The organism is Paraburkholderia sp. RCC_158 (assembly GCF_041355255.1).
Taxonomy (GTDB): domain Bacteria; phylum Pseudomonadota; class Gammaproteobacteria; order Burkholderiales; family Burkholderiaceae; genus Paraburkholderia; species Paraburkholderia graminis.
Map to the genome: position 1 here is coordinate 1 of NZ_JBFUPM010000041.1, position 25,246 is coordinate 25,246.

Annotated in this window: 19 protein-coding genes and 3 pseudogenes; 15 read left to right on the forward strand and 7 right to left on the reverse strand. The window is 60.2% G+C overall.

Annotation, left to right across the window (positions count from 1 at the left end):
• Positions 1–304: 304 nt before the first annotated feature.
• Genes AB6809_RS34865 through AB6809_RS34875 form a run of 3 tightly spaced genes read right to left on the reverse strand, consistent with a single transcriptional unit; the run spans position 305 to position 3,902 of the window.
• Positions 305–1,153: a hypothetical protein gene (locus tag AB6809_RS34865; protein ID WP_371028389.1), complete on the reverse strand. Its 849-nt coding sequence runs from the start codon at positions 1,151–1,153 to the stop codon at positions 305–307.
• A 9-nt stretch (positions 1,154–1,162) separates the two neighbouring features.
• The gene (locus AB6809_RS34870; protein WP_371028390.1) at positions 1,163–2,707 is read right to left on the reverse strand and encodes a hypothetical protein; all 1,545 of its coding nucleotides are present in this window, start codon (positions 2,705–2,707) and stop codon (positions 1,163–1,165) included.
• A gap of 19 nt (positions 2,708–2,726) precedes the next feature.
• Complete coding sequence (locus tag AB6809_RS34875; protein ID WP_371028406.1) at positions 2,727–3,902, reverse strand: OmpA family protein; 1,176 nt, start codon at positions 3,900–3,902, stop codon at positions 2,727–2,729.
• Here AB6809_RS34875 and AB6809_RS34880 point away from each other — a divergent pair.
• From AB6809_RS34880 to AB6809_RS34905, 6 genes and pseudogenes are all read left to right on the forward strand, one after another.
• Entirely contained in the window at positions 3,804–4,202 is a 399-nt protein-coding gene (locus AB6809_RS34880) for a hypothetical protein (protein WP_371028407.1), read from the forward strand. The genes AB6809_RS34875 and AB6809_RS34880 overlap by 99 nt on opposite strands.
• 990 nt (positions 4,203–5,192) lie before the next feature.
• The gene (locus AB6809_RS34885; RefSeq protein ID WP_371028391.1) at positions 5,193–6,407 is read left to right on the forward strand and encodes an ATP/GTP-binding protein; all 1,215 of its coding nucleotides are present in this window, start codon (positions 5,193–5,195) and stop codon (positions 6,405–6,407) included.
• Positions 6,404–6,958, forward strand: a complete 555-nt coding sequence (locus tag AB6809_RS34890; RefSeq protein ID WP_371028392.1) for an RloB domain-containing protein — start codon at positions 6,404–6,406, stop codon at positions 6,956–6,958. The genes AB6809_RS34885 and AB6809_RS34890 overlap by 4 nt, the downstream gene beginning before the upstream one ends.
• A 415-nt stretch (positions 6,959–7,373) precedes the next feature.
• Positions 7,374–8,477 (forward strand): hypothetical protein, encoded by a 1,104-nt coding sequence (locus tag AB6809_RS34895; protein WP_371028393.1) that lies wholly within the window; start codon positions 7,374–7,376, stop codon positions 8,475–8,477.
• Positions 8,478–9,007: 530 nt separating this feature from the next.
• Entirely contained in the window at positions 9,008–10,792 is a 1,785-nt protein-coding gene (locus tag AB6809_RS34900; RefSeq protein ID WP_371028394.1) for a Rieske 2Fe-2S domain-containing protein, read from the forward strand.
• Positions 10,793–11,169: 377 nt separating this feature from the next.
• Positions 11,170–13,931: pseudogene (locus tag AB6809_RS34905) on the forward strand (UPF0182 family protein).
• Positions 13,932–14,450: 519 nt separating this feature from the next.
• On the opposite strand, the pseudogene AB6809_RS34910 reads toward AB6809_RS34905, so the two are convergent.
• Positions 14,451–14,871: pseudogene (locus AB6809_RS34910) on the reverse strand (pseudouridine-5'-phosphate glycosidase); the annotation flags it as partial.
• 227 nt (positions 14,872–15,098) lie between these two features.
• On the opposite strand from AB6809_RS34910, the gene AB6809_RS34915 reads away from it, so the two are divergent.
• Both AB6809_RS34915 and AB6809_RS34920 read left to right on the forward strand, forming a co-directional pair.
• A complete protein-coding gene (locus tag AB6809_RS34915) occupies positions 15,099–15,896 on the forward strand; it encodes an alpha/beta hydrolase (protein WP_371028395.1) in 798 nt (265 codons plus the stop codon).
• Positions 15,897–15,899: 3 nt separating this feature from the next.
• Positions 15,900–16,880, forward strand: coding sequence for a histidine kinase dimerization/phospho-acceptor domain-containing protein (locus AB6809_RS34920; RefSeq protein ID WP_371028396.1), 981 nt, complete (start codon positions 15,900–15,902; stop codon positions 16,878–16,880).
• A 17-nt stretch (positions 16,881–16,897) separates the two neighbouring features.
• Here AB6809_RS34920 and AB6809_RS34925 read toward each other — a convergent pair whose 3' ends face one another.
• Positions 16,898–17,857: a GlxA family transcriptional regulator gene (locus AB6809_RS34925; protein ID WP_371028397.1), complete on the reverse strand. Its 960-nt coding sequence runs from the start codon at positions 17,855–17,857 to the stop codon at positions 16,898–16,900.
• Positions 17,858–18,002: 145 nt separating this feature from the next.
• On the opposite strand from AB6809_RS34925, the gene AB6809_RS34930 reads away from it, so the two are divergent.
• Complete coding sequence (locus AB6809_RS34930) at positions 18,003–18,821, forward strand: SDR family NAD(P)-dependent oxidoreductase (protein WP_371028398.1); 819 nt, start codon at positions 18,003–18,005, stop codon at positions 18,819–18,821.
• Positions 18,822–18,922: 101 nt separating this feature from the next.
• Positions 18,923–19,306, forward strand: a complete 384-nt coding sequence (locus tag AB6809_RS34935; protein ID WP_371028399.1) for an epoxide hydrolase N-terminal domain-containing protein — start codon at positions 18,923–18,925, stop codon at positions 19,304–19,306.
• Here AB6809_RS34935 and AB6809_RS34940 read toward each other — a convergent pair.
• Both AB6809_RS34940 and AB6809_RS34945 read right to left on the reverse strand, forming a co-directional pair.
• A pseudogene (locus tag AB6809_RS34940) lies at positions 19,282–19,467 on the reverse strand (epoxide hydrolase); the annotation flags it as partial. The gene AB6809_RS34935 and the pseudogene AB6809_RS34940 overlap by 25 nt on opposite strands.
• Positions 19,468–19,475: 8 nt before the next feature.
• On the reverse strand, positions 19,476–19,904 hold the full coding sequence (locus AB6809_RS34945; protein ID WP_371028400.1) for a hypothetical protein: 429 nt from the start codon (positions 19,902–19,904) through the stop codon (positions 19,476–19,478).
• A gap of 730 nt (positions 19,905–20,634) precedes the next feature.
• Between AB6809_RS34945 and AB6809_RS34950 the strand changes: the two genes are divergently transcribed.
• The 5 genes from AB6809_RS34950 to AB6809_RS34970 form a co-directional block, all read left to right on the forward strand.
• Positions 20,635–21,618: an AraC family transcriptional regulator gene (locus AB6809_RS34950; protein WP_371028401.1), complete on the forward strand. Its 984-nt coding sequence runs from the start codon at positions 20,635–20,637 to the stop codon at positions 21,616–21,618.
• Positions 21,619–21,634: 16 nt separating this feature from the next.
• The gene (locus AB6809_RS34955; RefSeq protein WP_371028402.1) at positions 21,635–22,690 is read left to right on the forward strand and encodes a sugar ABC transporter substrate-binding protein; all 1,056 of its coding nucleotides are present in this window, start codon (positions 21,635–21,637) and stop codon (positions 22,688–22,690) included.
• Positions 22,691–22,759: 69 nt separating this feature from the next.
• A complete protein-coding gene (locus AB6809_RS34960) occupies positions 22,760–23,563 on the forward strand; it encodes an ATP-binding cassette domain-containing protein (protein ID WP_371028403.1) in 804 nt (267 codons plus the stop codon).
• A 77-nt stretch (positions 23,564–23,640) separates the two neighbouring features.
• On the forward strand, positions 23,641–24,861 hold the full coding sequence (locus tag AB6809_RS34965) for a sugar ABC transporter permease (protein ID WP_371028404.1): 1,221 nt from the start codon (positions 23,641–23,643) through the stop codon (positions 24,859–24,861).
• Between the two features lie 25 nt (positions 24,862–24,886).
• Positions 24,887–25,246, forward strand: a 360-nt coding sequence (locus AB6809_RS34970) for an SDR family oxidoreductase (protein WP_371028405.1), incomplete at its 3' end; no start/stop codon positions are given.

The window sequence follows — 25,246 nt, forward strand, 5'->3', positions numbered from 1 at the left end:
GTTGACCGGCCGAACATGTCGTCAATCATGCGCCACGTCTCAGTCGGGTGAGGAGGAGTCCATCCCATTGCTTGTGGGCCGACACCAGCCCTCCAAGTTTTCCGAAAGCAGTCCCTCGACTGGGTGTGATGACATAAAACGCCAATGTCCGTGAGGCCGAAGAGAGGCCACTCGTCACATTACGTTCGAACGCTTCCAGATCGCTCGCCCCACACTTGCTGAAGTTCACCCGCACGTCGATCGCGCAAACTCTAGCGGCACAAGCGCCTAACAAAATAGAAGCACCATACCCGCATCCGCCCCCTCAATACCCCACCGCCCCCAATAACGCCGGCGCCCCAAACTCCCCAATCGACGCATTCGACTTCTGGAAATAAAGCGTCCAGAACTCCTTCAACGCACTCATTGTCTGCGGATCACGGTAAACATTATTAACCTTCGCATCCCCGGCCAGCAAGCCCGCGCCAATCACATAAACGCGCGCGCCGCCGAAATCACCAATCAAACCCGCGGCCGTCGCCTTCTTCATCTCCACCTGAGGATCAATACGGCGAACGGCATTGTGCGAATAAAAACTCGATACCGAACTGTTCTCAAGCATATCCGACGCGAGCAATACGATCCTATCGGACGCGGGCGAAGCCCGAACCTTATCGCTGATATCCCTCAACGCAGCCAGAATGTCCGACTTTGCGAGATCATTCGTGGCCAGCGACTCGACACGCACGATCGACGTAAGCAACGCCTTCTTCGCGTAAGCAGACTGCCCCGTCATACACGCATCGAAGCTACGCAACGCGCGTTCACTGATATCGTCCCGCGACTTCTCAGGGATCGGCGACTCGATGACGCCGCGCGTCACGACCTCCGTGTAATGCCCTTGCGAGAAAGCCGAAAAATCGAACAGCGTATAGGCGCCTGCGGGCCTAATGGCCTTACCGGCCATCTCCGCAATCTGGGCCTGCAACCTCTCATCGAAAACCGTCGTTTGATCGATGGCGATGAAAAGCTCGTGATCGACACCGCCCGCTACCGGCTTGATGTGATTGGCCGCGTAGCAACTCGGAATATCGTTCGTGACGCCGGCTTGTGCCGATACCGCAATCGCGGCCAAACACGCTGCCGCGACTACGTGAGTGAGATGTTTAATCATTTGCTTGAATCAAGGCTTGAAAAGATCATCGAGTTCGGATTCGAGCGCGAGCTTAGCTTTCTCAGCGCGCTCTTTCCGAAGCTTGATCGCATTGACCACCTCAGTTCGCACCGACTCATCGAGGCCGTAAATCAGTTCCTTCTTGCCTGCCACATCAGACTCAGCTTCGATCTTCGCGACTAGCGCATCAATGCTCGCGGTCGCCGACACATCGTCAGACGCTGCGGCAGGTACCGCGACAACCTTCGCGGGCGCATCGGTCGCAACGCTTACGGATGCTGCTTGCCGTGCCGTCACCTGAGGCGCCGGCGTATCGACGACTACCGTCGCCGCAGTTGTCGAACGAACCAACCCGCTTTCCAGATCCGTGAAATTCCGATGCTCCAGCACATAGTCCCGGAACGTCTTCGAGAAGGTCTTCCCCGAGATATCCGCGTTCTCAGCCATCCGCTTCTGAAGGTTCTCCAGCTGCGACTGCGCGATAGCTCGGAACGGTGCGTAGTAGTTGTTGTAGTCCTCGAACGTCTTGAAGCCTTTCGTCGTCTTCCACGCGGCGAGACTTTCTCGTCCACCGAACCCCCACGCAAAGCCACCAAAGATGCCCACGATCTGCGTGACCACAAAAATCACAGCCAGCGTGATAAAGGCCGCAGCACCTTCGCTTCGAGTCGACGACGATTCCTCTGCTTTCGCACGATCGTCGGCCGCTTTCTGACTGGCGACGAGTTCAGCCGGCATCGCGTTAGCCGTCGCGAACGGATTACCGGCGTCAGCGCCCTGGCTCACGCCCATCGCTTCACGCGTCTGTTCCGCGTTGAGGTTACTCCAGCGCATCCACGTCGACGTCCCTGCAATCACGATAATGACCGCAACGGTCAACGCCACCATGAAATAGCTGTGACTCGTGCCGACGCGATTGGCAACCTGCGTGTAGTCCGGCTCGGCATCATCGACGGACTGATCGTCGTCGAGTTTGACCTTGCGGCTCGAAAAGCGCTCCTGCGATTTGTCCTGCTTCCATTGCTTCCGGCATCGTGCAACGAGATTCGAACGATAGAGCTGATGCCCCGCAACGTGCGTCAAAAACACCATGATCACGCACAGCACGAACACGATAGCCACCATCAACAAGGTGTGCGTATTCGCGCTGCCATCACGGGCCATCCAGCTGCCCAGCAGATATGAAAACCCAAGACCCTCAGCGATAACAAGTACGCTCAGTAGCGTGAGAAGCCACAACGGCGTCGGCGAGCGTCCGCTGTCGTCCGACTTCGCGAGATATTCATTGCGCTTGCTGAACTCGGCTTTCGACAGATACGAAATGAACTTGTTGTAGTCGCCGCACAGCGTACGCTCGGAATCAGTCCAACCGTCCTTACCGTGAATACCGTGGCGCGACAGACGCGCTGTCTTCCCGAGAACAGGGAACGTGTACTTCCAGTGATTCAGCCAGAACTCGAGCGTCGAGCGGAAAGAAAATGCGCCCACTGCAAGCAGCACCACGACGACGCACCAGATAGCCGGGCCCAAATTGGCGTGAATGAAATCCATCATGTTCGCTATTACCCTCTTGTTAGGTGCGTGCGATGACCGGCACGTAATTCACCGTGAAATACTGACTGCTCTTGCGGCGCACGAGCTCACCGGACGTCGCCTTGCCGTTCGAGAAGATGATGTCGGCGCAGTCGAACACGCCGCTGTTCTTCACGAAGACCCGATACAAGACGCCGCCCTTCACCGCGTAGGCGTTCACATCGGGAGACAAGGTCACTTGCGGCGAGCCGTTCGGGCCAGCGCTCCGGTCAAAGTCTTTCCATACGAGCAGCGTCGGCTTTGCCCCTGCGGTCGCCCCATTGCGAAGGACGGAGACATCCTTGAGCGCGAGATACTGTCCGTTAAGCGCGGCGCCCCAGCTGCTTCCATACAGATTTGGCAAGTGATCGCGCACGGGCACCGCGCGGTCATCAGCAACGGACTTCATTGCTCGCGAAACGCGCGGCCGGTCGTTCACGCAACTCTTCGCCACCGGTGCCTCATCGGCTACCGCCGAAGAGAGGAACGAGAGTGTCGAGGACGATGCCGGCAATGCTGCAAACTGGAGGCCAAGCGTCGCGGGGAGCGCCTCATGCCAGCCGAAATCGATGCCGTCGGACGACGTTGAACGAGTGGATGCAACTGGCGTCGCAGGCGCGGAGTTCGATGCGGCTGTCGTGTTCGCCGACACCGGGGCCGATGCTGCGCGGGCGGGCGCGGGGCCGGCCACTGCGGTCTCGGTCGCAGCGCGATTTTTGGTAGCTGTGCGACGGGCTGCTTTGGTCGTCGCGTTACCAGATGTTGAAGGCGCCACTCCCGCGGCAGCCTGATCGGACTGAGCAGTCACCGCGCGGTAGTACTGGTATTTAGGTACGCGGCTGCTTGCGTAGCTTTGCAGAATATCGGCCCTGGCGCCGCTGAGATCGACGATCTCGACTCGACGGTTAGCTGAGCGCCCCTCTGCCGTGTGATTATCGGCAATCGGCAACGTCTCGCCGGCGCCCTGATAGAACACGTTCTCTCGTGCAATGCCGTGGTCCGCGAACAGCCGCGCGACGGCTCGAGCGCGGCGCTCCGACAGCTCCGCGTTCAGTTCTGAGCTGCCGGTGTCGTCCGTATGGCCGATGAGCAGGATTTTCGTTTGAGCCGCAGCTGCTTTGTCGGCCGCGCTCGACGCCTCGGCTACTCGACTGGATGTGCGATATTGCTCGGCAATCTCAGCGAAATAGACCGCCGCCTCCGGCGTCAATTCGGCCGAGCCTGTTTCGAATTGGACGTGTCGCGCGGTGTCGACGATCGTGAAGGAACTGCCGACCTGTTCGGTCTTGCCGGTATCCGGAGCACGCGCTTCGAGCGCGGTCGCCGTGTAGGTGAGGTCGTGCTTGGCAGCGATTTTCGACACTGCGCAACGCCGGCTATCGACCGCATGTCCAATGAGGCCACCGGCCAGGCCGCCCGCGGCGCCGGCGATCGCCGCGGCCGCAACCTTGTTTTTGTTGGCGATGACTGCGCCTAGAACAGCACCAAGCCCGACACCGACTGCGATGCCAATGTTCCGGTTACTATTCGCACATGGGTCGGGGTTTGCAAATGTGCTCTCGAACACATTCAAGTCTGCGGTTTTCTCCGGATCCGTCGGCGTCCCGCTGGTCTGCTGGAACCCGCCTGGATTAGCACATCCGGACAACGCGAAAACGGTGATCGTTGCGAGCCAAAGCGGCCCCGCTTTTCCTATTCCTCTCACTGAGAAACCCCTCGGTCGTTATAGGTTTTGTAGTTGCGCCAACGCGTGCATCGGCAAAAGAATTGCCGTGACGCAATCGAAACAAGCGCTCGATAACGATAACGGCAGGGGTTTGGCGAACTTTAGAAATATTTTCCGGGTAGTTGACCTTGGCAATGGCGCAAGCGCTAGCGCGCGTCGGCCACGAGACTCATCCGAGTCGCGATTGGTATCGCGTCTCGAGAGCTCATTAATGTCCTCCATCGAGGATGGGTGGAAGCTTGCCAATTGGGTTGTGCGGATGTCAATAAGGGGGGACTTCAGAAAACGGAAAATAAAGCATGTTAGCGAGAGGCGATCGTCGCCGGTTGGCCGGGCCCGGCCTCTCGCGGAATACGTACCGACGGGGAAGAATGCTGCTCGATCTGGCAGGCAGAAGTCGACCCTCTCTGGCCGTTCAACACGTCGTCAGCTCAACGGCAGGTATCGTGGCCAACCCGCCGTCAGAATGGCCGCTATCTTTTACCCGGGCGACGACTACTGGTCGTTCTTCGCCGGCCGTGTATCTTCATCAATGTCGAGGATGAAGGGCGCGCGGCCCACATTTTTCTCACACCATCGCCAGCATCGCCGGTGACTCGAATCGCATGGGGCTCGGTCGATTCCGCTCTACCCTGATCGGTCGCCCAGCAGTGCGCGCCGAAATTAGGTTTGCAAATCCCTTTTCGTCTATTATGGCAGAAGGTCGACAAATTTTTGTCGAAAAGGGCATGAGAGGTGACTGTGATTCTGGATCTGGAGATTGAGAACTTCATGTCGCTGCGCGATCCTCAGCGCATCGACCTCACCGTAGGGGCAGCAGTCGATGATTCCGACCGTGTTGCGCCCGCTTGGCCGGGTGCGGCCTTTGGTGTTTCGAAAGTCGCAGCTTTTTTCGGCCCGAACGCCTCCGGCAAGTCGACGGTTCTTCGAGCGCTATGGTTTCTGGCCGCCTTCGTAAAGGACAGCTTCCAACTTTCGCCTGATGCGTCACTTCATTGCGAAACGTTTGGGGATCGCGCATACGAGGACAGGCCAACGCGATTCAATATCTCATTTCCGGGGCCAGAAGCAATTCTGGAGAATTCCTCCTTTGATCACGGCAGATGCTGTCGTTATAACTACGAACTTCTGCTTACGAGGAAGGAAGGGAGACGGGTCGTTTTGACTGAGTCTTTGCATTACTGGCCCACAATGACAAAGCGGAAGACGCGTCTGTTTGAGCGTGGTCCAACCGGTGAAGTTGCAGTCGGTAAAGAGTTTCACGTTTCGAAACACCGAGCGGTGCTGAAAAGCATCCTGCGCGATAACGCGAGCGTTGTGTCGACGCTCGCACAGCTTGACCACGGGCCGTCGCAAATGTTCAGAAGGGCTGCGGGTCAAATCTTCAGTAACATGTTTATGGAGAAAGCAGTTGTCGATGAGGCAGCGATGCTTCGTTATTACCAGGCTAATCCACAAGTGCTGGCCGCCGTTAACAACGATTTGAAGAGGATCGACTTAGGTATTCGCTCAATGACGATACAACTGGGACCGGCAGGGCCAGTTGCGGCTTTCGAGCATGAAGGTCTATCTAAGGCTATTCCCTTGAACCTTGAGAGTCACGGCACTCGGCAGTTCCTTCAGATTTATCCTTGGATCAGGGGAGCGCTCGATTCGGGCGGAATTGCAATTCTCGATGAAATGGACACCGCGATTCACCCGCATGTCTTACCCGAGATATTGCGCTGGTTCTACTCGTCGAAAAGCAACCCGCACGGTGCCCAGCTTTGGATGAGTTGTCAAAACGCATCGCTACTCGAAGACCTATTTAAGGAGGAGATTTTCTTTTGTGAAAAGGATCGCGCCGGCGCGACCTCGGTCTACGGCCTCCGCGAGATTGCCGGGGTGCGCCGCGTTGACAACTTTTACCGGAAGTATATGAGTGGAACATATGGCGCAGTGCCGACAATCGGATGAGCCGTCGAAATCTTAAGCCGCAACGCAGCCGCGTTTTTATCGGATGCGAGGGCGAAAGCGAGCAGAGCTACGTCGCCGTGGTTCAACGACTGCTTGATCCACGATCTGCAGTTCATCTGGTAGCGCGGGTGCTGAATGGCGGGGACCCGCTTGCAATCGTCGAATCCGCACTTAAAGCCATTCGAGCTGAGAAGGCCAAGGGTCGCGAACCGTTTCTACGACGGTTCATCTTTCTGGACTCAGATCTGCGGCGACTTAGTCCTGAGCGAGACGGGAGGTGCCTTGCACTCGCGGCCAAAGAAGGAATCACTTTGGTATGGCAAATCCCGTGTCACGAAGCGATGCTCCTACGACATCTGGAAGGGTGCGAGACTAGGCGGCCGGCCACAACTGCGGCAAGCATGGAATCACTAAAAAGAGCATGGCCGGAGTATAAAAAGGGCATGGCTGCCCAAGAATTGGAAAGCCGGATAGATCTCGAAGCGCTTCGACGAGCCATTCGAATCAACGATGAAATAGCCCTATTCCTTCGCGAAGTCGGGATCAGATAAAAGCATGGTCCTAGCAGCGCATCGAATCTGCCATGTCCTACACCGATTTCAAAGTTGGCGAGGAAGCTGGTGAATTTCTGTCCGCTATGGGGCGGGAACGAACGTTCCACTGGCCGGTCGACCCGGCACGCCAATGACCGGATCTGGCCGGACCCGGAAATTGATGCCGGTCGCCGCTCAGCGTGTCCGTCGCCGCCCGCGAACTTCAGCAGCCGGCCCACAGCGGCTGTTAGCATCGACAATCGTAGTCAATTGTCGGCTGGGGTAAAAGCCAGCTAGATTGCGCCGCCCATAGGGCGCACGTTAGGCGCTAACGTGCGGGGTCAGACATTGCCCGCACCCATTCCGTGTTAATTTGCGATGACCTCGCCACAGGGGTCGAGCTGGGTCGTTCAAGACGCAACTGAGGAAAATAATGTTCAGGCCACCCCAGAAAAAAAGCGAGATACAGCAGATGCTGGATAATTACGCCGTTGAACTCGCCATGTTCATGCGGTGGTGCGAAACATGTGGTTCCGGCCCGCTCTCGCCAGTGAAGTGTGTCGAAATCGCACAGCTTATTTTCATCCGCGAGCGGTTTGAGACGCCAAACTACGAGTCCTTATATGTAGCGAGTATTGCGGCCTCCTCTTCAAAGGCTGAAATTGACAAGATACGAGCCGGTACGGGCTTTGACGGTAAGGCAAAAGCTTTTTGCGAAAGCCTCGGGATCGAGTTGCCGTATAAAAAGCCTTCTCGTGTCTCTAGTCCTGTTGGGCAACCGGATTCCACAAGAAAACAAGCTGATCCACGTGACCAGCTACCCGTCACTGATGAACTAAAGGCCACCCTCGCTCGGTTAAAAGAGGCCGAATATTTTCGCGCTGAGCTTCAATATCAGGTCCAATTCATATTGCCTGTTTTGAGCGACAAGTTAGCCGCTAAGGCAGGATATGCTTGCGCAGTCAAATTACTGACCGCAAAACATGCTGGATACTCGCAGACTGAGTGGGAGGAAAACATCGCGAACATGCTGCTGGTTTCCGACGAAAACTTCGACTTCGATACGTCGGTAGATATCTGTCGCCGGGTCGAAAAGTCGCTCGAAACATGGTGCGCGACGTTCAAGTCCGCCGGTGTGATGCGACGGCGCGACGAAGCTCTTCCGAAGCCCTCCGCTTCCGTTAAGGAAAGCAGCTCGGTATATCTGAACGCAGACTTGGCAGGAGTCACCTGGCTGCTACTCCGATCCGACAACGAGTTCGCGATCAACGGAGGGCTTTTAACCCTGCTGCTCTCAGTAGCCGCCGAACACGGCTGGAATGCTGAGGGGCTCAAAATGACCAATGGAGAAGGCATCGCGACGATCTCATTGCGCCCGTGCCGCGTGGCGGGTTACGAAGCAACGAAGCTTCACAACATCTTGCTTTCCGCCATGAGCAATCCACCGTCCGATCAAGCTGATGAAGCCGCGCAGGCCATTCAAGCTTTCTTGACGTTCCTGCGAGGAGGCGGCTTCAACCTCCAGCGGCGAGGCTAGCCATCAAGAATCCCCTATTGACGATGGATTCGGGCAACATCCGAGAGTGCCATTCACGAGGGGGCTGCTTCGATTCCTTCCTTACTCAAGCGAACTAATAGGCGCGGCTGCGGTAGTGACGTGACGGCTATATGTTTTGTGATCGCGCAGGATGTGCTCCCGATGCAACGCACGGCACGCAACAATTCCCATCGACCACTGCCGCCGCTCAAAGCCGCGCAGTCAAGGGCAGCTAACAGACCCCCAAGCCGCCGCTCGAACGTCCCAGCGGTTGCCGTGCCGAACGTCGCTTCGTGGCCGATTGGGTGAAGTCGCCAACGGCCGCTCATGCGCAGTCCGGTTGGCAAAAACTGGCCGCCCACGGTCTGACGCACACCTCGAACGATCGCTGATCAAAGCCGATATCCGAAAGGCGCAAACTGACCCGCTAAGCCAAACCCCGGCGGTAGACCGTGTTTTACCCGAGAACTTGACACGACATCGCCGGCATCTACCATGTCCCTGAAGGGACGCGTGCAGGAGGTGTGCGCATGGATGCACCGAGCGAGGAATTCGTGCTCGTGGGCAGCCTTGAAGAGCTGAAGGCGGAGGGGCGGCGGGTTGTGCAGGGTGGTCATCGTCCGATCCTCGTCATCTACGACCGCGGGCGTGTCTTCGCCCTCGACAATCGTTGCCCGCACATGGGCTTCCCGCTCGAGCGCGGGAGCGTCGAGGACGGCATTTTGACCTGTCATTGGCACCACGCCCGCTTCGATCTTGAAAGCGGCTGCACCTTCGATCTGTGGGCGGACGATATACCCATCTGCGCGGTCGAGGTACGCAATGGCGACGTTTGGGTAACGACCAGCTTCGGTCATCGCGATCCCGCGGCGCACTGGACTCAGCGGCTTGCGGACGGCCTCGCACATGACCTCGATCTTGTCATCGCCAAGGCCGTGCAGGGTCAGCTCACGGCCAAGGTGCCGATGGCCGGGATTGCGCGGCAGGTAACGCTGTTTGGGGCGCAGAACCGCGACGGCTGGGGCGTCGGTCTCACGATACTGACGGCGCTGGCCAATCTCTTGCCTTTCTTGCCACAGGACGAAGCCTACCTTGCCCTGTTTCACGGTGCGCGCCGCGTAGCGGCGGACTGTGCCGGCGAGGCGCCGCGGCGGGAACGTGCACCGCTTGGAAGCCGGCCCGAGCCGGCCGCACTCAAGCGCTGGCTGCGTCTTTGGACAAGTGTGCGCCATCGCGAAGCGGCCGAGCGCACCCTGCTGACGGCGATTGCGGCCGGCGTCTCGCCAGCGATGCTTGCCGATGCCCTGCTCTCGGCCGCGACCGAAAGGGCGTTTGCCGACACCGGTCATTCGCTCGACTTCATCAACAAGGCCTTCGAGTGCCTCGACCTGATCGGTTGGGAGCACGCGCCAGCTTTGCTGCCCACTATCGTCGGGCAGATGGTGGCCGCCCGTGGCGCGGAGGAATCGACCGCCTGGCGCCAGCCCGTTGATCTTGTTGCGCTATGTGAGGAAGCAGCCAGCCAGATGCCGGAACTGTTCGCTGCCGCGCGCACCTTGCGTGGATGGTCGCACCACGCGGCGCTCGCGCGAGAGCTGCTCGGAGACGATCCAGCGAAGATAATTGATGCGCTGAAGGCGGCGATCCGCTCAGGCGCAACTCGTGCGGACCTGGGACGATCGCTCGCTTACGGAGCGGCGCTGCGGGTGGCCCGCTTCGGCAATGCCAACGAGCACGCCGACTGGGACACCGCGCACCACGTCTTCACCTACGCTAACGCGGTCCACCAGATGCTCAGCCGCCGGATCGGGACCGCCGACATCGACGGATACGTCACGGCCGTGCGCGCCATAATGCACGGAGCCATGGCGCTCTACCTTGCCCGCTATCTGAATGTGCCGCCAGCCCGCATCCCAGGTGAGGACAGCGAGCAACTCGACGACCTCCCTGCCGATGTGGAGACGATCCGCGCAGCGTTGCTCGATGCCTTCGACAGGCAGCGACAGGTTGATCTTGCCGCAAGGCTGGTGGCGCGACATCTCACGCTCGGCCATTCGCCACAGGCGCTGATCGCCACGCTTGCGCTTGCCGTGCTGCGCGAAGATGCTGGCTTCCATGCGTATCAGATGCTGGAGGCCGGAGTCGCGCAGTTCACCGCATGGGGTAATACTGGCGAGGGCAGGCACGTCCTGATTGCGGTCGCCCGCTATCTCGCCGCCCATTCACCGACCGAACGCGGGGTGCTGCAGACAGCGGACATCGCCCGGCGTTTGATGCAGGGCGACACCATCCATCAGGGCCGCGGGGCGTCGTGACGACGCGTGCCGGTTATCAATGCCGGCGACGGATCGGGTAAAGCGAACTGGCGGTATCGAAGTAGAACTGCCGTTTGCTTACGCATAGTTGCTTGTCGCTCTTCGGCCTTAGCGGTCATGCGGGGTCCGTTGCATCCTGCCTTGGACGAGTGGCCGTTTACGCGCGGCGCCGATATCAATAGCCACACCGAACTACAATCAGTCAACCGGTCTGAATCCGCTTCATCCAAACTCGCGTCGCACAGGTCATGGGGCGGCTATGCGTGGACCATCCGGGCTGCGTTGACAGGCTGTTCAGCCGCGCACCAGGCCGATCGGCAGTGCGCGATTGATCCGCTCGCAGCAGGGCATGGGCGATGGCCAGCACAGGAGGGACTATGCGGTCGGGAGTGAAGTCCGACGTGCGCCTGAGACGTTATGCAATCACGGCGATGGCCGTCATCGCCGGGCTGATTGTCGTCGGACGCATCACCCGCATCCTGGTCGACTGGCTGTGGTTCTTTTCGATCGGCTATGCCGGAGTTTTCTGGACCATCCTTGACGCGAGAGCGCTGCTGTTTGCCGCCGTGTTCGCAGTCTCGGCAGGCGCGATATGGCTGTCGGGGATTTTGGCGCATCGTTACGCAAGGGGCGTCGATACCTGGCGAGTGGAAGCAGCCGGTCCATCGGGTGCGACGGAAGTCACCGGCGATCTGGCCGAACTGGTCGCGCCGCGCATTCCCTGGCGCTCCAGTATTGCCTGCGCCGCGGTCGTCTTTGGGCTGGTGATCGCCGCCAGCGAAATCTCCAGCTGGGACATCGCGCTTCGCTTCATTTATCAGGTGCCGGTTGGCGAGCGCGATCCAATCTTCGAGAGGGACATCAGCTTTTATCTCTTCTCGCTCCCCGCGTATATCGCGCTCAAGAACTGGCTGCTGCGACTGCACTTCTGCAGCGCGATCGTGGCAGGTGCTGTCTACGGGTTGCGCGGTGACATCGCGCTGGAACGGCCACCGCGAACGCTCTCGCCCGCCGCCATCACTCATGGTTCGGCACTGCTCGGCTTGTTCTTTGCGGTGAAGGCCTGGTCGTGGTGGCTCGACCGCTTTCTGCTGCTCTATGGCGACAACGGCGTCGTGGTCGGCGCCAGCTATACCGATGTCCACGTCGAGTTGCCGGTCCTGTGGATGCTTGTCGGTCTTGCCGCGGCCTCATCCGTCGCCCTTTGGATCAACATGCGCCGGCGGAGCTACCGGCTGCCTGCCGTTCTCGCGCTGCTCGTATTCGGCAGCGCGTTTGTGTTCGCTGTGATCTATCCGTCGCTGTTCCAGCGCTTCTACGTCAAGCCGAGCGAACTGAGACTGGAAACACCCTATATCGAGCACACTATCGCGCTGACGCGACAGGCTTACGGCCTCGCAAAGATTGAGGTTAAACCGTTTGAGGCCAGGCAGGGACTGACTCTCGACTCGCTGCAGGCCAATCGGGCGACCATCGACAACATCCGGCTATGGGATGTGCAACCGCTGATGGATACCTACGCACAGTTGCAGGAGATCAGGACTTACTACAAATTTCTCTCGGTGGACATCGACCGCTATCAGCTTGACACCGGATACAGGCAGGTGGTGCTGTCGGCGCGTGAGCTGGACCCGGCGATGCTTCCGCCCAACGCCCAAACCTGGGTGAACCTGCACCTCATCTTCACTCACGGCATCGGCGTCGTGATGTCGCCGGTCACCGAGAAATCCACCGAAGGCTTACCCTCCTTCTATCTCCGGGATATTCCGCCCGTCTCCAACGGCGGCCCGGCCATTCGCGAACCACGTCTCTATTTCAGTGAAGGCCGGCAGGACTACGTCATCGTGAACGGCAATGTAGCTGAATTCGACTATCCCAAAGGGGCGGACAATACCTACACGACGTATAGCGGGCGCGACGGCGTCTCCGTCGACAGTGTGGCACGACGCGGTCTCTTCTCCTGGCAGCTCGACGATCCCAACATCCTGCTGAGCGGCTATATCACAGACCAGAGCCGGATCCTGCTTCACCGCAACATTCAGGACCGTGTGCGTACGATCGCGCCGTTCCTGAGTCTCGACCAGGACCCCTATGTCGTCGCAAGCAATGGGCGCCTGTTCTGGATCCAGGACGCCTACACCGTCAGCCAGTGGTTTCCTTACTCCCGGCCGGGTTTCGGCGACGGCGCCAATTACATCCGCAACGCGGTCAAGGTCGTGGTCGACGCGTACAACGGCACGGTCGATTTCTACGTCAGCGATCCCGTCGATCCGCTCCTGCGCACATACGAGCGCATCTTCCCGGGTTTGTTCAAGCCTTTAGACGCGATGCCACCGGAGCTTCGGCAGCATATCCGCTACCCCGAAGATCTGTTCCTGATCCAGGCGCAGCTCTACCGTGCTTATCATATGGTTGCGCCGGAGGTCTTCTACAACCGCGAGGATCTGTGGCAGTTTCCCCGGGAACTGATCGGAATGGATGGCGGGAGCGCAGCCAGCACGATGCCGCCTTACTACACAATCATGCGGCTGCCCGGCGACGCACGCGCCGAGTTCATCCTCATGCTGCCGATGGTGCCGAGCCAGCGGGAGAACATGATCGCCTGGCTGGCGGCGCGTTGCGATCCGTCCGGATACGGCAAGCTCATCGTCTATACGTTTCCCAAGGACAAGCTGGTCTATGGGCCGTTTCAGATCGAAGCGCGTATTCAGCAGAATACCGGGATCTCGCAGCAGATCTCGCTGTGGAACCAGATGGGCTCACGCGTCATTCGCGGTCATCTCGTGGTCGTGCCAATCGAGAACTCGATCCTCTACGTTTCTCCGCTCTATTTGCGCGCGGCGTCCGGTCAGTTGCCGGAGTTGAAGCGGGTGATTGCCGCCTATGGTGACCGTGTGGTCATGGAGGACACGTTGGGTGAAGCCTTGGCGGCGCTGTTCAAGGAGACCGCGCAAGCGGCATCGCCACCCCAGGCACAACGAACGCGCCGGACGCGCGGGCACGCGAGGCACTTGCCCACTATGACCGCGCCATCGAGCGACTGAAGGCGGGAGACTGGAGCGGCTTCGGCGCGGAACTGGATGCCCTCCGGCCGTTGCTCGAGGCACTCGGTGCCCGCCGTTCCGATGATCAGAAGTGACCTGGGGAAATTTAAAGGGCGTCTATGCTTGCACAATGAAAGCAGCCATGCCCAGGCCCTGTAATCGATAGTGCGCAACAAATCCTAGTGCCGTTGAACGTCCTCTCGGTACTGCGGCGTCGATCGCCGCTCTGTCGCCCCGCCGCGCTTCATCGCATTTCAAGGTACAACGTCACAGCGCAAACAGCCTCCCAAGATGAAGCTCGCAATCTCCCACGCCGGCGAGCCGCGACGCGTGTCAGGCCATCGCGTAGTTGTTGCTCGATATCACCGGCTTGCCGATCGCCGCCTGGAGCTCGGGAATCAACCCGGCAATGCGCAAGCTCGTGCACGATACGAAAATCGCATCCACGTCACGATTCCGCGCAAGTCGCTCAACGCCAGTTCGCAACGACGCGGCATGTTGATTTGCGCTGGAAACTGCCCCCCACGTTTTGCATCTAAAACTGACCCACCCCTGATGCGCTGAAACGTCAGTCTGGTGTATCGATTTGTTCCTCTTTTGTAGGCTTAGGTGAGGGTTTCCTGCGCGCCCCGGTGCACGCCGCCGATGCCTCCGGTGAAAAAGACCTCAATGCCGGCCAGCGCGGCACATATTATCGTGCCGGCCACTGTCGTGGCGCCGAGCCCGCCGCCGGCCAGCACGGCCGGCAGCTCGCGGCGGCTGACCTTGTGTACCTCGTCTGAGCCGGCGAGCAGTTCCAGTTCGTCGTCCGAAAGGCCGATGTGGATTCGCCCACCGATCAGCGCAATAGTCGCGGGTTCGACTCCCTTCTCGCGAATCAGGGCCTCCACTTCGCGCAGTGCGAATGTTGTCCGGGTAGGGCATGCCGTGGGCGATGATGGTCGATTCCAGCGCCACGAGCGGGCGGCCGGCGTCGCGGGCAGCGGCGACAGGCGCGCTGCAGGTCAACCGCGCGTGTGCAAGGTCGGCAACGATGTCGATGCTTTCGGTGGCGTGAGTCACTGAAGTATGATGCACAAGGCTGGTCCAAGGTTCGCCGTGCACACGCGGGGCGTCGCTGCCAACTGCCTGTTGCCTTGGAGCCGTCCCTCCCAGCGCCGTCGGCTCGAGGCTCGCGGCGACAGGCGCGGAGGTAAACGGCGACGCCGTGCGCGCTAAACTGGCTGCGCTACAGAACGGGTCGATCGATCGGGCTCAAGGCCATGAAACTCAACAGGTTGATGCTGCGTCTCACCGTTGCGTGCCTGATTGTGTTCACAGGAGTCGCCATCTTGCAGGATCGTTTTCTCTACTTCCCTGAGAAGGCTGCGACCGGGGACGTCGTTTCCGACGGACTTCGCGCCTGGCCGACACCTGAGGCGTTCCGGGGCCTGTTGGCCGAACCGGCCGGATCCGCGCGCGCCACCGCCATCGTCTTTCATGGTAATGCGGGGCATGCTGGACACCGTTCGTCCTACGCCGCAGCGCTCACCCGGCTGGGGCTGCGCGTGATCCTCGCCGAATATCCAGGCTACGGGCCGCGCGACGGCACGTTGGGCGAAGAGAGCCTGGTCGCTGACGCGCAACAGACCATCGCGCTCGCGCATCGCCTCTATGGCGCGCCGCTGCTGCTCATCGGCGAATCGCTCGGGGCCGGCGTGGCGGCTGCGGCCGGCTCGCGTGAACGCAACAAGACCGCTGGCTTGCTGCTCATCACGCCATGGGATCGGCTCGAGCACGTCGCCGCTTATCACTATCCGTGGCTGGCCGTGAAGTGGCTGCTGCGTGACCAATACGACAGCGTGACCCTCCTGGCGTCATTCGGCCGCCCTGTTCTCGTCGTGGTTGCGGAACGCGACAGCATCGTCCCCCCGCGCTTCGGTGAAGCGCTCTACAACTCGCTGGCCGAACCGAGACGACTGGTGGTGGTGAAGGCGGCTGATCATAACGACTGGATTGGGCGCGCCGACGAAACCTGGTGGCGGGAGGCGATCGGCTTCCTGCTCACGTCTTCGCATTGAAATATGAAATCACACTCCGTCCCGTCCAGCAGGGAACGCTTCTATGTCCTCGATGCGAAGAACAGACCTGTCGAGGTGTTCCACCGCCACCGCCGCAGTGAGCGTTTCTTTCGATGGCTTGCCGTATCGGGGCTATGTGCTGACCTTCGAGGGAAGACGACCGCCTGGGACGAATGCCCATGCGCGGTGGCGTTGCTGACAGGTAAGCCTCGGTTTTTTGTTGACCCGCAAGCTCAGTTTCCATGTCTGAGATTTGCAGGCTTAAAGGTCCCGGAAGGCATCGTTGTGCCCGTCAGCGTCGCCGGACGCGACCTTGGCGCGATATGGGTCATGTCACACACGGACGATTGCAGGTTCGACCTCGAAGACGTAAGGCTACTGTCTAACCTCGCGCTGTTTGCCGCGTCGTCGCTCACCATCGTAAATGCCCGCGATGCAAGTGAGGAAAGCGACCGCCGATATAACGAGTTCATCGCGATGTTGGGGCACGAACTGCGAAATCCGATGGCCCCTATCGACAGTGCTATCGGTGCCGCCCAGCGCCTATGTGCTGATAATCAGCGAGCAGTTGAAGTTCTTGATATCGCGCAACGACAGATGCGACATTTGAGAACAGTTGTCGACGACCTCCTCGACGCTGCGCGGCTTCAGCATGGCAAGCTGGCTATCAGGCTTAGCGATACCTCGCTGAACGACATTGCTTTCGATGCGACGGCCGCAATCAGGCACCACGTCGAAGCGCGCAAGCACACCCTCACCGTCGTGGGCCTCGACGAACCAGTCTATGTCCGGGCAGACCACGTCCGGCTCAGCCAGGTGCTCGGCAACCTGTTGTCCAATGCAGCGAAGTACACGCCTGCCGGGGGCAATCTCGAACTTAGTGTTGGCATAGAAGGGAGCGGTTCGACCGCACGAATAGGGTTACTTGTAAAACCATCGTCGTGCCTGAGGTCGACACAATCAAATTATTGCCGGCACAGGTGACCGCGCGTTCCACTGGCCTAGACCCCGATCCGGTCACCGGCGCGAGCTTCACGTCGTACTTCCTGCGGCGGCAGGCCAAAGCCGCGCATGAAAGCTTCGCGCATATGCCGCCGGTCGCGAAACCCCGTCTCTTTCGCGATCACTTCCAGCGAGTGCCGGCTCTTCTCGATCATCAACCGTGCGGCTTCCAGCCGCAATCCTTCGATTGCCTTAGCGGGCGATTGTCCTGTCTCAACTGTGAACACCCGGCTGAACTGCCGGGGGCTGAGATGTGCGGTACTCGCGAGTTCTTCGACGGTGAGCGGCCGACTCAGGTTCTTGCGCGCATAGTTCAGCGCGTCCTGAATGCGGTCGGACTTGGGCGCCAGATCGAGCATTTCCGAATGCTGCGACTGGCCGCCCGTGCGCCGCTGGTGCATGACGAGCTTGCGCGCGACCGAACGCGCTATATCGGCGCCGAGATCCTTCTCGACCATCCCGAGCGCAAGGTCGAGCCCCGCGGTCATGCCCGCCGACGTCCAGATGGGTCCATCGATGATGTAGATGCGATCTTCCTCGACGTGGATGTCAGGAAACCGAACCATCATCTCACGCGCGTGGGCCCAATGCGTCGTCGCGCGCCGGTTCGCGAGTAACCCTGCGTCAGCCAGCACGAAGGCGCCCGTGCAAATGCCTGCGATGCGTCGTGCGCGCGTAGCCGCCTTGCGCAGGAACGCGACCATTTCGCGTGGCGGCGGCGAGTTGAGTGGTGCGTTGACACCCGCAGCGATCCACGTGTCTATTGCGGCGCGCGCGGCAAGCGGGCGCGTGACCACCGACATGCCAAGCGAGGAGCGTACTTCGCCACCAGCCACTGAGAAATTCTCGATGCTGTAGAAGCTTTCGCCGGTCGCAACGTTCGCGTACTCGAAAACCGATTGCGACGCGAGCGCCATCACCTGGAAGCCATCGCTCAACAAATATCCGATCCGGTGCATGTCTGCCGTCCGCTGTTCGTCAGATAAAACATCGGTTGCAAGGCGATGTCCTGAATCACGACCTTATACGTCATTTACGTCGGCGTCAATCATGACGACAATCGTCTCATGCAATAACCGAACAACCCCACCAGGAGTCCCTATCATGACGCAAACATATCAAGGCACCGCGCTCGTTACGGGTGCATCCACGGGCATCGGCGCGGTCTATGCCGAGCGGCTCGCAGAACGTGGCTACGATCTCATCCTCGTTGCGCGCAGTCGCGGCCGGCTCTTGAGTCTTGCCGAGCGCATTGCCAACGAAACGGGCCGGCCCGTCGAGATCATCGACGCCGATCTTAATGATCCGACTTCACGCGCCACGGTCGAAGCGAAGCTCACCGAAGACGCGAGCATCACGCTGCTCGTGAATAACGCGGGCGTCGGCACGCATACGCCATTGCTCGATAGCGATGTCGACGCCATGACACGGATGATCGATCTGAACGTCACCGCACTTACCCGCCTTACGTACGCCGCGGTGCCGGGTTTCGTCTCGCGCGGCAAGGGCGCGATCATCAACATCTCGTCGATCGTGGGCATCGCGCCGGAGCGCCTGAATGGCGTGTATGGCGGCACGAAGGCCTTCGTGCTGGCGTTCAGCCAGTCGCTGCATCACGAGCTTGCCAGTAAAGGCGTGAAGGTGCAGGCGGTGCTGCCCGGCGCCACGGCCACCGATTTCTGGCAGACCGGAGGCTTGCCGCTCGAGAACCTCGACCCGGCCATTGTCATGTCCGCGGGCGACATGGTTGACGCGGCGCTCAGCGGCTTCGACCGGAATGAACTCGTGACGATTCCGGCGCTGCATGACGGCGCTAAATGGGATGCCTTTGAAGCGGCGCGCGCGGCGATGTTCTCCGAACTCTCGACCAGTACGCCCGCACTCCGTTACAGCGCGAACAAAACAACCGTTCACGGCGCATAGACACGTTCGCGCGAGTGTGTGCGGTAACGATCCGATAGGGAAACGGCGCGCGTAGCGGTGGACACCATGAAGGCGCGCATCGATTTTCAAGGAGTATCCCGATGTCCTTATTTTCCACGAAGCAATCCCGGCACAGATCGCCCACTGCTTCAGCCGCAGTTGTACTCGGCCTGCTCCTGGCTGCCGGCCCGGGTAACGCCCATGCCGTCGTGCCCGCGGATCAACCTTCCGCGATTCCGAGCACTGCGGCTGAAGACGACTCGATCCGACCGTTCCACATCCATGTGCCGGACGAAACACTTGTCGACCTCCGACGCCGCATCGCGGCGACCCGGTGGCCCGACAAGGAGACCGTCGCGGATCAGACCCAAGGCGTGCAGGAAGCCAAGATCCAGGCACTGGTGCACTACTGGGGAACCGACTACGACTGGCGTAAAGCGGAGACCCGGCTGAACGCCCTGCCGATAAGCCCCGCCGGTGCCTGACGCCCCATTGCATCGGCCACCACCGAGCCCCAATCGCCACCCTGAGAGACGTAGTGGCTATATCCGAGACGCTTCATCAACACATCCCACGCCCGAGCGATGTGATCGGGGGCCCAACCAACGCCAGTCTCCTCCCCAGACACTCCGAACCCAGCCAGCGAAAGGGTCTCTAAACTCGGCAGCCCACTGCTGCACTGCGGTCCTTGTCGTCGACGAAGTCGCCAAAAGCGATCATGAGGCCGTGTCCATCCAAAGCCCTTTCAATATCCTGTCCATGATAAAAGCAGTACCCATAGTAGCGTCGCTTCGGAGCCTCCCGCACTGCTTCTGAAACGTCCGAGTGGCCGTCTAAAGTTGTGTATCCGGCCTTCGACAGGGCGCAGATCCCCTCTTCGTCAAGCCGATCGAACACACGGCCCAGTCGATCACAATCTGTCTCCGACGGCCATGACGCTTCTGCGGCGGCCTTGCGCTGGGATTCCGACTCAACGAAGGCTTCTGATCGAGCGACATCGCAGTCCGGCTCCAGAAAGTCGCCCATCATTTCTCGGACGTCATTGGGATCAATAAAGCCTGACCAGGCCCATTTGTAATGCACTGGATTACGTATATCTCGGAGTCGGTCACGTTATAGCCTCGAAGTGTTTTCGATATTAGACGCCGCTCCGTCAATGATCGGAGGTCGCGGTCGAACGTCCGCACCTCGGTCGTCCATTGCTGCGCGCCCCATACGTCGCATCGACTATAACGGCCATTCGTTGGAGCAGCCTCACTTGCCTCGCCCTCCGCACACTCTCCATCAAGCCAAGTGTGCGCTGTATGCCGTTGCCCATTCCGCTGGCAACATCTGCTTCTTGACCGATGCCGATGCAGCTCCTGCAATGCACCTTTCACCGCCAACCAGACCGCACGCGACGACTGGGCTGGTATCCCACCAATTGCGGCAACTCGGGCACACCGCACAACTGCACAGCACGGATACGGCCCATGGCCAGCATGATCACTCCTGCGCCACAACACGGGACGGCCGGCCTCTGAACTCGAGCGGAACGAGCTACCGCGCGGGACGCGAGGACACTCTTCCTAAAATTCGACCATGCGGCGCCTCTTGGCACGGTGCGCTGCGCGCACTGCCCGCAGAAACTGCTGCAGTGCACAGATTTTGGCTCGAAAGGATCAATAGGGCTTACCCGAATGCAAAAAACCATCAGAAAATCGTCCTATCGCGTGTAGTGAAATTTTGCGGCAACGACTATCCTTCGATCCATGGAAGGCGGTGAGAAGACCGAACAGTCCGTCGGCACAGACGGCGGCTCATGGAGACAGATGTGAAGAACGACACGATCGATGCGGCGGAAGGCAGCACTCGCCGTCGTGCCCGTGTTGCCCAGCCCGACCTCGAACTGGTTGCCGTGCCGCGCGACGAATCGTTCAAGGTGTGGTCGCACGGCTATCCCTACAGAACTGTCCGCTGGCACTTTCATCCCGAGTACGAGCTTCATCTCATCACCGCCACGACGGGAAAGTACTTCGTCGGCGATTACATCGGCGACTTCACCGCCGGCAACCTTGTAATGACCGGTCCTAATCTGCCGCACAACTGGGTCAGTAATGTGCCGCGCGGCGAGCAGGTGAACGAGCGCTGTCTGGTGCTGCAGTTCGATTCCGGATTCGTCCTGCGCGCAATCGATGCTTTTCCCGAGTTCAGCAAGGTGACCGGGCTGCTCGAAGCATCGCGTTGCGGCGTGTTGTTTACGCCGGAGACGGGCGCCGCCGCCGAACCGATCATGCGAGAGATGCTGCACGCGCAAGGGATGCGGCGCATTGCGCTGTTCGTATCCCTGTTCGGCCTGCTTCTTCAGAGCAGCGAACCGGTCAAGCTGGCAAGCGCCGCCTATCGAGCCGATCCGGCGCGCTACGCCGAGACGCGCATCAATCATGTGCTGACGTATATTGGCAAGAACCTGGCCCAGGAACTTCGCGAAGCCGACCTGGCAGGACTGGCGGGCCAAAGCGTGAGCGCATTCTCCCGGTACTTCCGCCGCCATACCGGCGTGCCCTTTGTGCAGTACGTGAACCGGCTGCGCATCAACCTTGCGTGCCAGTTGCTGTTGTCTGGCGAATTGAGTATCAGCGAGATCGGCTATCAGATCGGATTCAACAACCTGTCGAACTTCAACCGGCAGTTTCTGATGCTCAAGGGCATGTCGCCCTCGAGATGGCGCGCATACCAGCAAATCAATGCCGCAAGCGGGTCTAATGCGCCCAGTGTGGCGTCACAACAGATGGCGGCAATCGCCGCCACCCAATAAACAAAGGAGACACTCAATGAAAAAGCTTTCGAAAATCGTCGGCAGCATCAGCGCAATTACATTAGGGATGCTAAGTGGATCGGTGCTGGCGGCGCCTTCGGGGACCGTCGCGTTCCTTATGCCCGATCAGGCATCCACCAGATATGAACAGCACGACTTTCCGGGCTTCAAGGCGACGATGAGCAAGCTGTGTCCCGACTGCAAGGTGCTCTATCAGAACGCGAACGCGGACGTCGCGACCCAGCAGCAGCAGTTCAACTCGGTCATCGCGCAGGGCGCGAAGGTGATCGTGCTGGACCCGGTGGATTCGACTGCCGCGGCGTCACTGGTTCATCTGGCGCAAAGCCAGGGCGTGAAAGTGATTGCCTACGATCGTCCGGTTCCATCGACGCCGGCTGACTACTACGTCTCGTTCGATAACGAAGGCATCGGCCGCATGATTGCCCAGTCTCTCGTGCAGCATTTGAAAGACACCGGCGTGCCGACCAGCAAGGGTGGCCTTCTCGAAGTCAACGGCTCTCCCACCGACGCCGCAGCGGGGCTGATCAAGAAGGGCATCCATTCCGGCCTCGCGTCGAGCGGTTACAAGACGCTCGCCGAGTACGACACGCCGGAATGGGCGCCGCCGAAGGCGCAGCAATGGGTCAGCGGACAAATCACGCGCTTTCAGTCGCAAATCGTGGGCGTCGTGGCCGCAAACGACGGCACGGCCGGCGGAACGATCGCGGCCTTCAAGGCGGCTGGCGTGAATCCGGTGCCGCCGGTAACGGGCAACGATGCGACGATCGCGGGTCTCCAACTGATCATTGCCGGCGACGAGTACAACACCATCCTGAAGCCGAGCGAGATCGTTGCGGCGGCGGCAGCCAAAGTCGCCGTCGGCTTCCTGTCCGGGCAGGCCGCGAAGGGCGAAACGACGCTCTTCAACACGCCCACGCAACTCTTCACGCCGACCGTCATCACGGCGAAGAACATCAAGGCCGAAGTGGTCGACAAGGGTTTCGCGAGCGGGAAGACCTTGTGCACTGACCGTTATGCGGAAGGCTGCAAGAAGCTGGGCATCACCAATTAAACCGGCGCCGCGCCGGACGAACACCGGCGCCGCATCGGTTTTTCATTCGTTCAAGCAGAGGTACGGTCCATGACTGACAACTCCACGAAGCCGCCCGTCCCGGGAAAGCTGGTGCTTAGGCTGCGCAACGTATCCAAGCACTTCGGAGCGGTCTCGGCCCTGACGGACATCGAACTCGACGTACATGCCGGCGAAGTCGTCGCGCTGGTGGGCGACAACGGCGCCGGCAAATCGACGCTCATCAAGGTGCTGGCGGGCGTGCATCAGCCGAGCTCGGGCACGATCACCTTCGACGGCAAGGAAGTCACGCTCGCCAGCCCGGCAGCCGCGCTCGATCTGGGCATTGCCACGGTGTTTCAGGATCTCGCGCTGTGCGAGAACCTCGATGTGGTCGCGAACATCTTCCTCGGGCGTGAACTGAGTCCCATGCGCCTGGACGAAGTTTCGATGGAGATGCGGGCATGGACCCTTCTGAATGAACTGTCAGCGCGCATTCCCGATGTGCGCGATGTGGTGGCATCGCTATCCGGCGGTCAGCGGCAAACCGTGGCCATCGCACGTTCGCTGCTGCTCGACCCGAAACTGATCATGCTGGACGAGCCGACCGCTGCGCTGGGCGTGGCGCAGACCGCGGAAGTCCTGAACCTCATTGAACGAGTGCGCGACCGCGGGCACGCGGTGATCATCATCAGCCACAACATGGAAGATGTGCGCGCCGTGGCGGATCGGATCGTCGTGCTTCGACTGGGCAAGAACAACGGCGTCTTCTATCCCGACTCGTCGAATCAGGAGCTCGTCGCCGCGATCACGGGCGCAACCGAGAACGCAGTCTCGCGCCGCGCCGACCGGCGTCAGGCTCAAACGAATGCCTAGTGGGAGAATTAATCATGGGTAACCAGGTTCCGGATACTCCGCAGGGAAAGCCGCAGAAGCCCGATCAGCCTTCCGCATTGCTGGATCGCAGCGACGTGCGCGTCAAACACGCCATGGGCATCGGAGGCGCGATCTCCGCGTTCGTCGATCAGGTGAAGTCGGGGGATCTCGGTTCGTTGCCCGTCGTCGTTGGCCTCGTCATCATCTGGACCGTTTTTACGAGCCTGAACCCGGTCTTCCTGTCGGCCAACAATCTTGTCAACCTGCTCTTCGACTGCTCGACCATCGGCGTCATCTCGCTCGGTATCGTGTGCGTGCTGATGGTCGGCGAAATCGACCTGTCCGTCGGTTCGATGAGCGGCTTTGCTTCAGCTCTCATGGGCATGCTCTGGGTCAACGAAGGTTGGCCGGTGGGACTGGCGATCGCTGCGGCCATCGTCGTGGGCACGGTTGTCGGTGCGCTGTATGCCTCCTTGCTCAACCGTCTCGGGATGCCCAGCTTCGTCGCAACGCTGGCCGGATTACTTGCATTGCTTGGGCTGCAGCTGTATGTCCTCGGTTCCAGCGGTTCGATCAACCTGCCCTATGGTTCGGCGATGGTTAACCTCGGGCAGCTGATTGTGCTTCCGCCTGTCGTGTCGTATGTGATTGCGCTCGTGCCGGGCGTCGTGACGCTGGTCCTCGGGATGCGCACGTACCAACGCCGCCGGGCATCGAATCTGTCGGCGCCGTCGATGAGCAGTCTGCTGACGCGCTGCATCGTCATTACCGTGCTGCTGGAAGTGGTGGTGGCGTATCTGAACCAGGGACGCGGCATTCCGCTCCTGTTCGGCCTGTTCCTGGCGCTTGCGGTGGTGATGGACTACATGCTCAGACGTACGCGATGGGGCCGTTCGATGCACGCCGTCGGCGGCAACAAGGAAGCCGCCAGACGCGCGGGGATCAACGTCAAGCGCATCTATATGAGCGCCTTCGTGACCTGCTCCGGTCTGGCGGCGCTCGGCGGGGTCCTGTCGGCAGCGCGCCTCGCGTCGGCCAGTCAGCAGGCCGGCACCGGCGACGTCAACCTCAACGCGATCGCAGCGGCGGTGATCGGCGGGACCAGTCTGTTCGGCGGGCGCGGCAGCGCGTACTCGGCGGTGCTTGGCATCATCGTAATCCAGTCGATCGCGAGTGGACTGACGCTGCTCAATCTGTCGTCCTCGCTGCGTTTCATGATCACGGGGGCAGTATTGGCGATTGCGGTCATCGTCGATTCGCTTGCCCGGCAATCGCGCGTCTCTCACGGTCGCGCCTGAATTCAGATTTCCAGGAGACAGATGAATGACTGACACCATCAAAGGAAAAGTCGCGGCCATTACCGGTGCAGCGTCGGGCATCGGTCTTGCCTGCGCGCGTGAGCTGATTGCTCACGGTGCGAAGGTCGTGCTGATCGACCGCGCCAAGGAGCGGCTCGACACGCTATGCGCGGAGCTTGGTCCCAATGCATTGCCCATCGTCGTCGACCTGTTGAATCCGGCCGAAGTGTCGGGCCTGCTGCCTCGTATCCTTGATGCTGCCGGCGGCCTCGACATCTTCCACGCCAACGCCGGCGCGTACGTGGGCGGCGAGGTTGTCGAAGGCGATCCGGACGCATGGGACCGCATGTTGAACCTGAACATCAATGCCGCGTTCCGTTCGGTG

What these genes read in the sequence shown, in the direction of transcription:
- AB6809_RS34900 (WP_371028394.1), top strand. Translation starts at nt 9,008, where the DNA reads ATGGATGCACCGAGCGAGGAATTCGTGCTCGTGGGCAGCCTTGAAGAG.
- AB6809_RS34895 (WP_371028393.1), top strand. Translation starts at nt 7,374, where the DNA reads ATGTTCAGGCCACCCCAGAAAAAAAGCGAGATACAGCAGATGCTGGAT.
- AB6809_RS34865 (WP_371028389.1), bottom strand. Translation starts at nt 1,153, where the DNA reads ATGATTAAACATCTCACTCACGTAGTCGCGGCAGCGTGTTTGGCCGCG.
- AB6809_RS34870 (WP_371028390.1), bottom strand. Translation starts at nt 2,707, where the DNA reads ATGATGGATTTCATTCACGCCAATTTGGGCCCGGCTATCTGGTGCGTC.
- AB6809_RS34890 (WP_371028392.1), top strand. Translation starts at nt 6,404, where the DNA reads ATGAGCCGTCGAAATCTTAAGCCGCAACGCAGCCGCGTTTTTATCGGA.
- AB6809_RS34960 (WP_371028403.1), top strand. Translation starts at nt 22,760, where the DNA reads ATGACTGACAACTCCACGAAGCCGCCCGTCCCGGGAAAGCTGGTGCTT.
- AB6809_RS34880 (WP_371028407.1), top strand. Translation starts at nt 3,804, where the DNA reads ATGGCCGATGAGCAGGATTTTCGTTTGAGCCGCAGCTGCTTTGTCGGC.
- AB6809_RS34930 (WP_371028398.1), top strand. Translation starts at nt 18,003, where the DNA reads ATGACGCAAACATATCAAGGCACCGCGCTCGTTACGGGTGCATCCACG.
- AB6809_RS34920 (WP_371028396.1), top strand. Translation starts at nt 15,900, where the DNA reads ATGAAATCACACTCCGTCCCGTCCAGCAGGGAACGCTTCTATGTCCTC.
- AB6809_RS34955 (WP_371028402.1), top strand. Translation starts at nt 21,635, where the DNA reads ATGAAAAAGCTTTCGAAAATCGTCGGCAGCATCAGCGCAATTACATTA.
- AB6809_RS34935 (WP_371028399.1), top strand. Translation starts at nt 18,923, where the DNA reads ATGTCCTTATTTTCCACGAAGCAATCCCGGCACAGATCGCCCACTGCT.
- AB6809_RS34925 (WP_371028397.1), bottom strand. Translation starts at nt 17,857, where the DNA reads ATGCACCGGATCGGATATTTGTTGAGCGATGGCTTCCAGGTGATGGCG.
- AB6809_RS34915 (WP_371028395.1), top strand. Translation starts at nt 15,099, where the DNA reads ATGAAACTCAACAGGTTGATGCTGCGTCTCACCGTTGCGTGCCTGATT.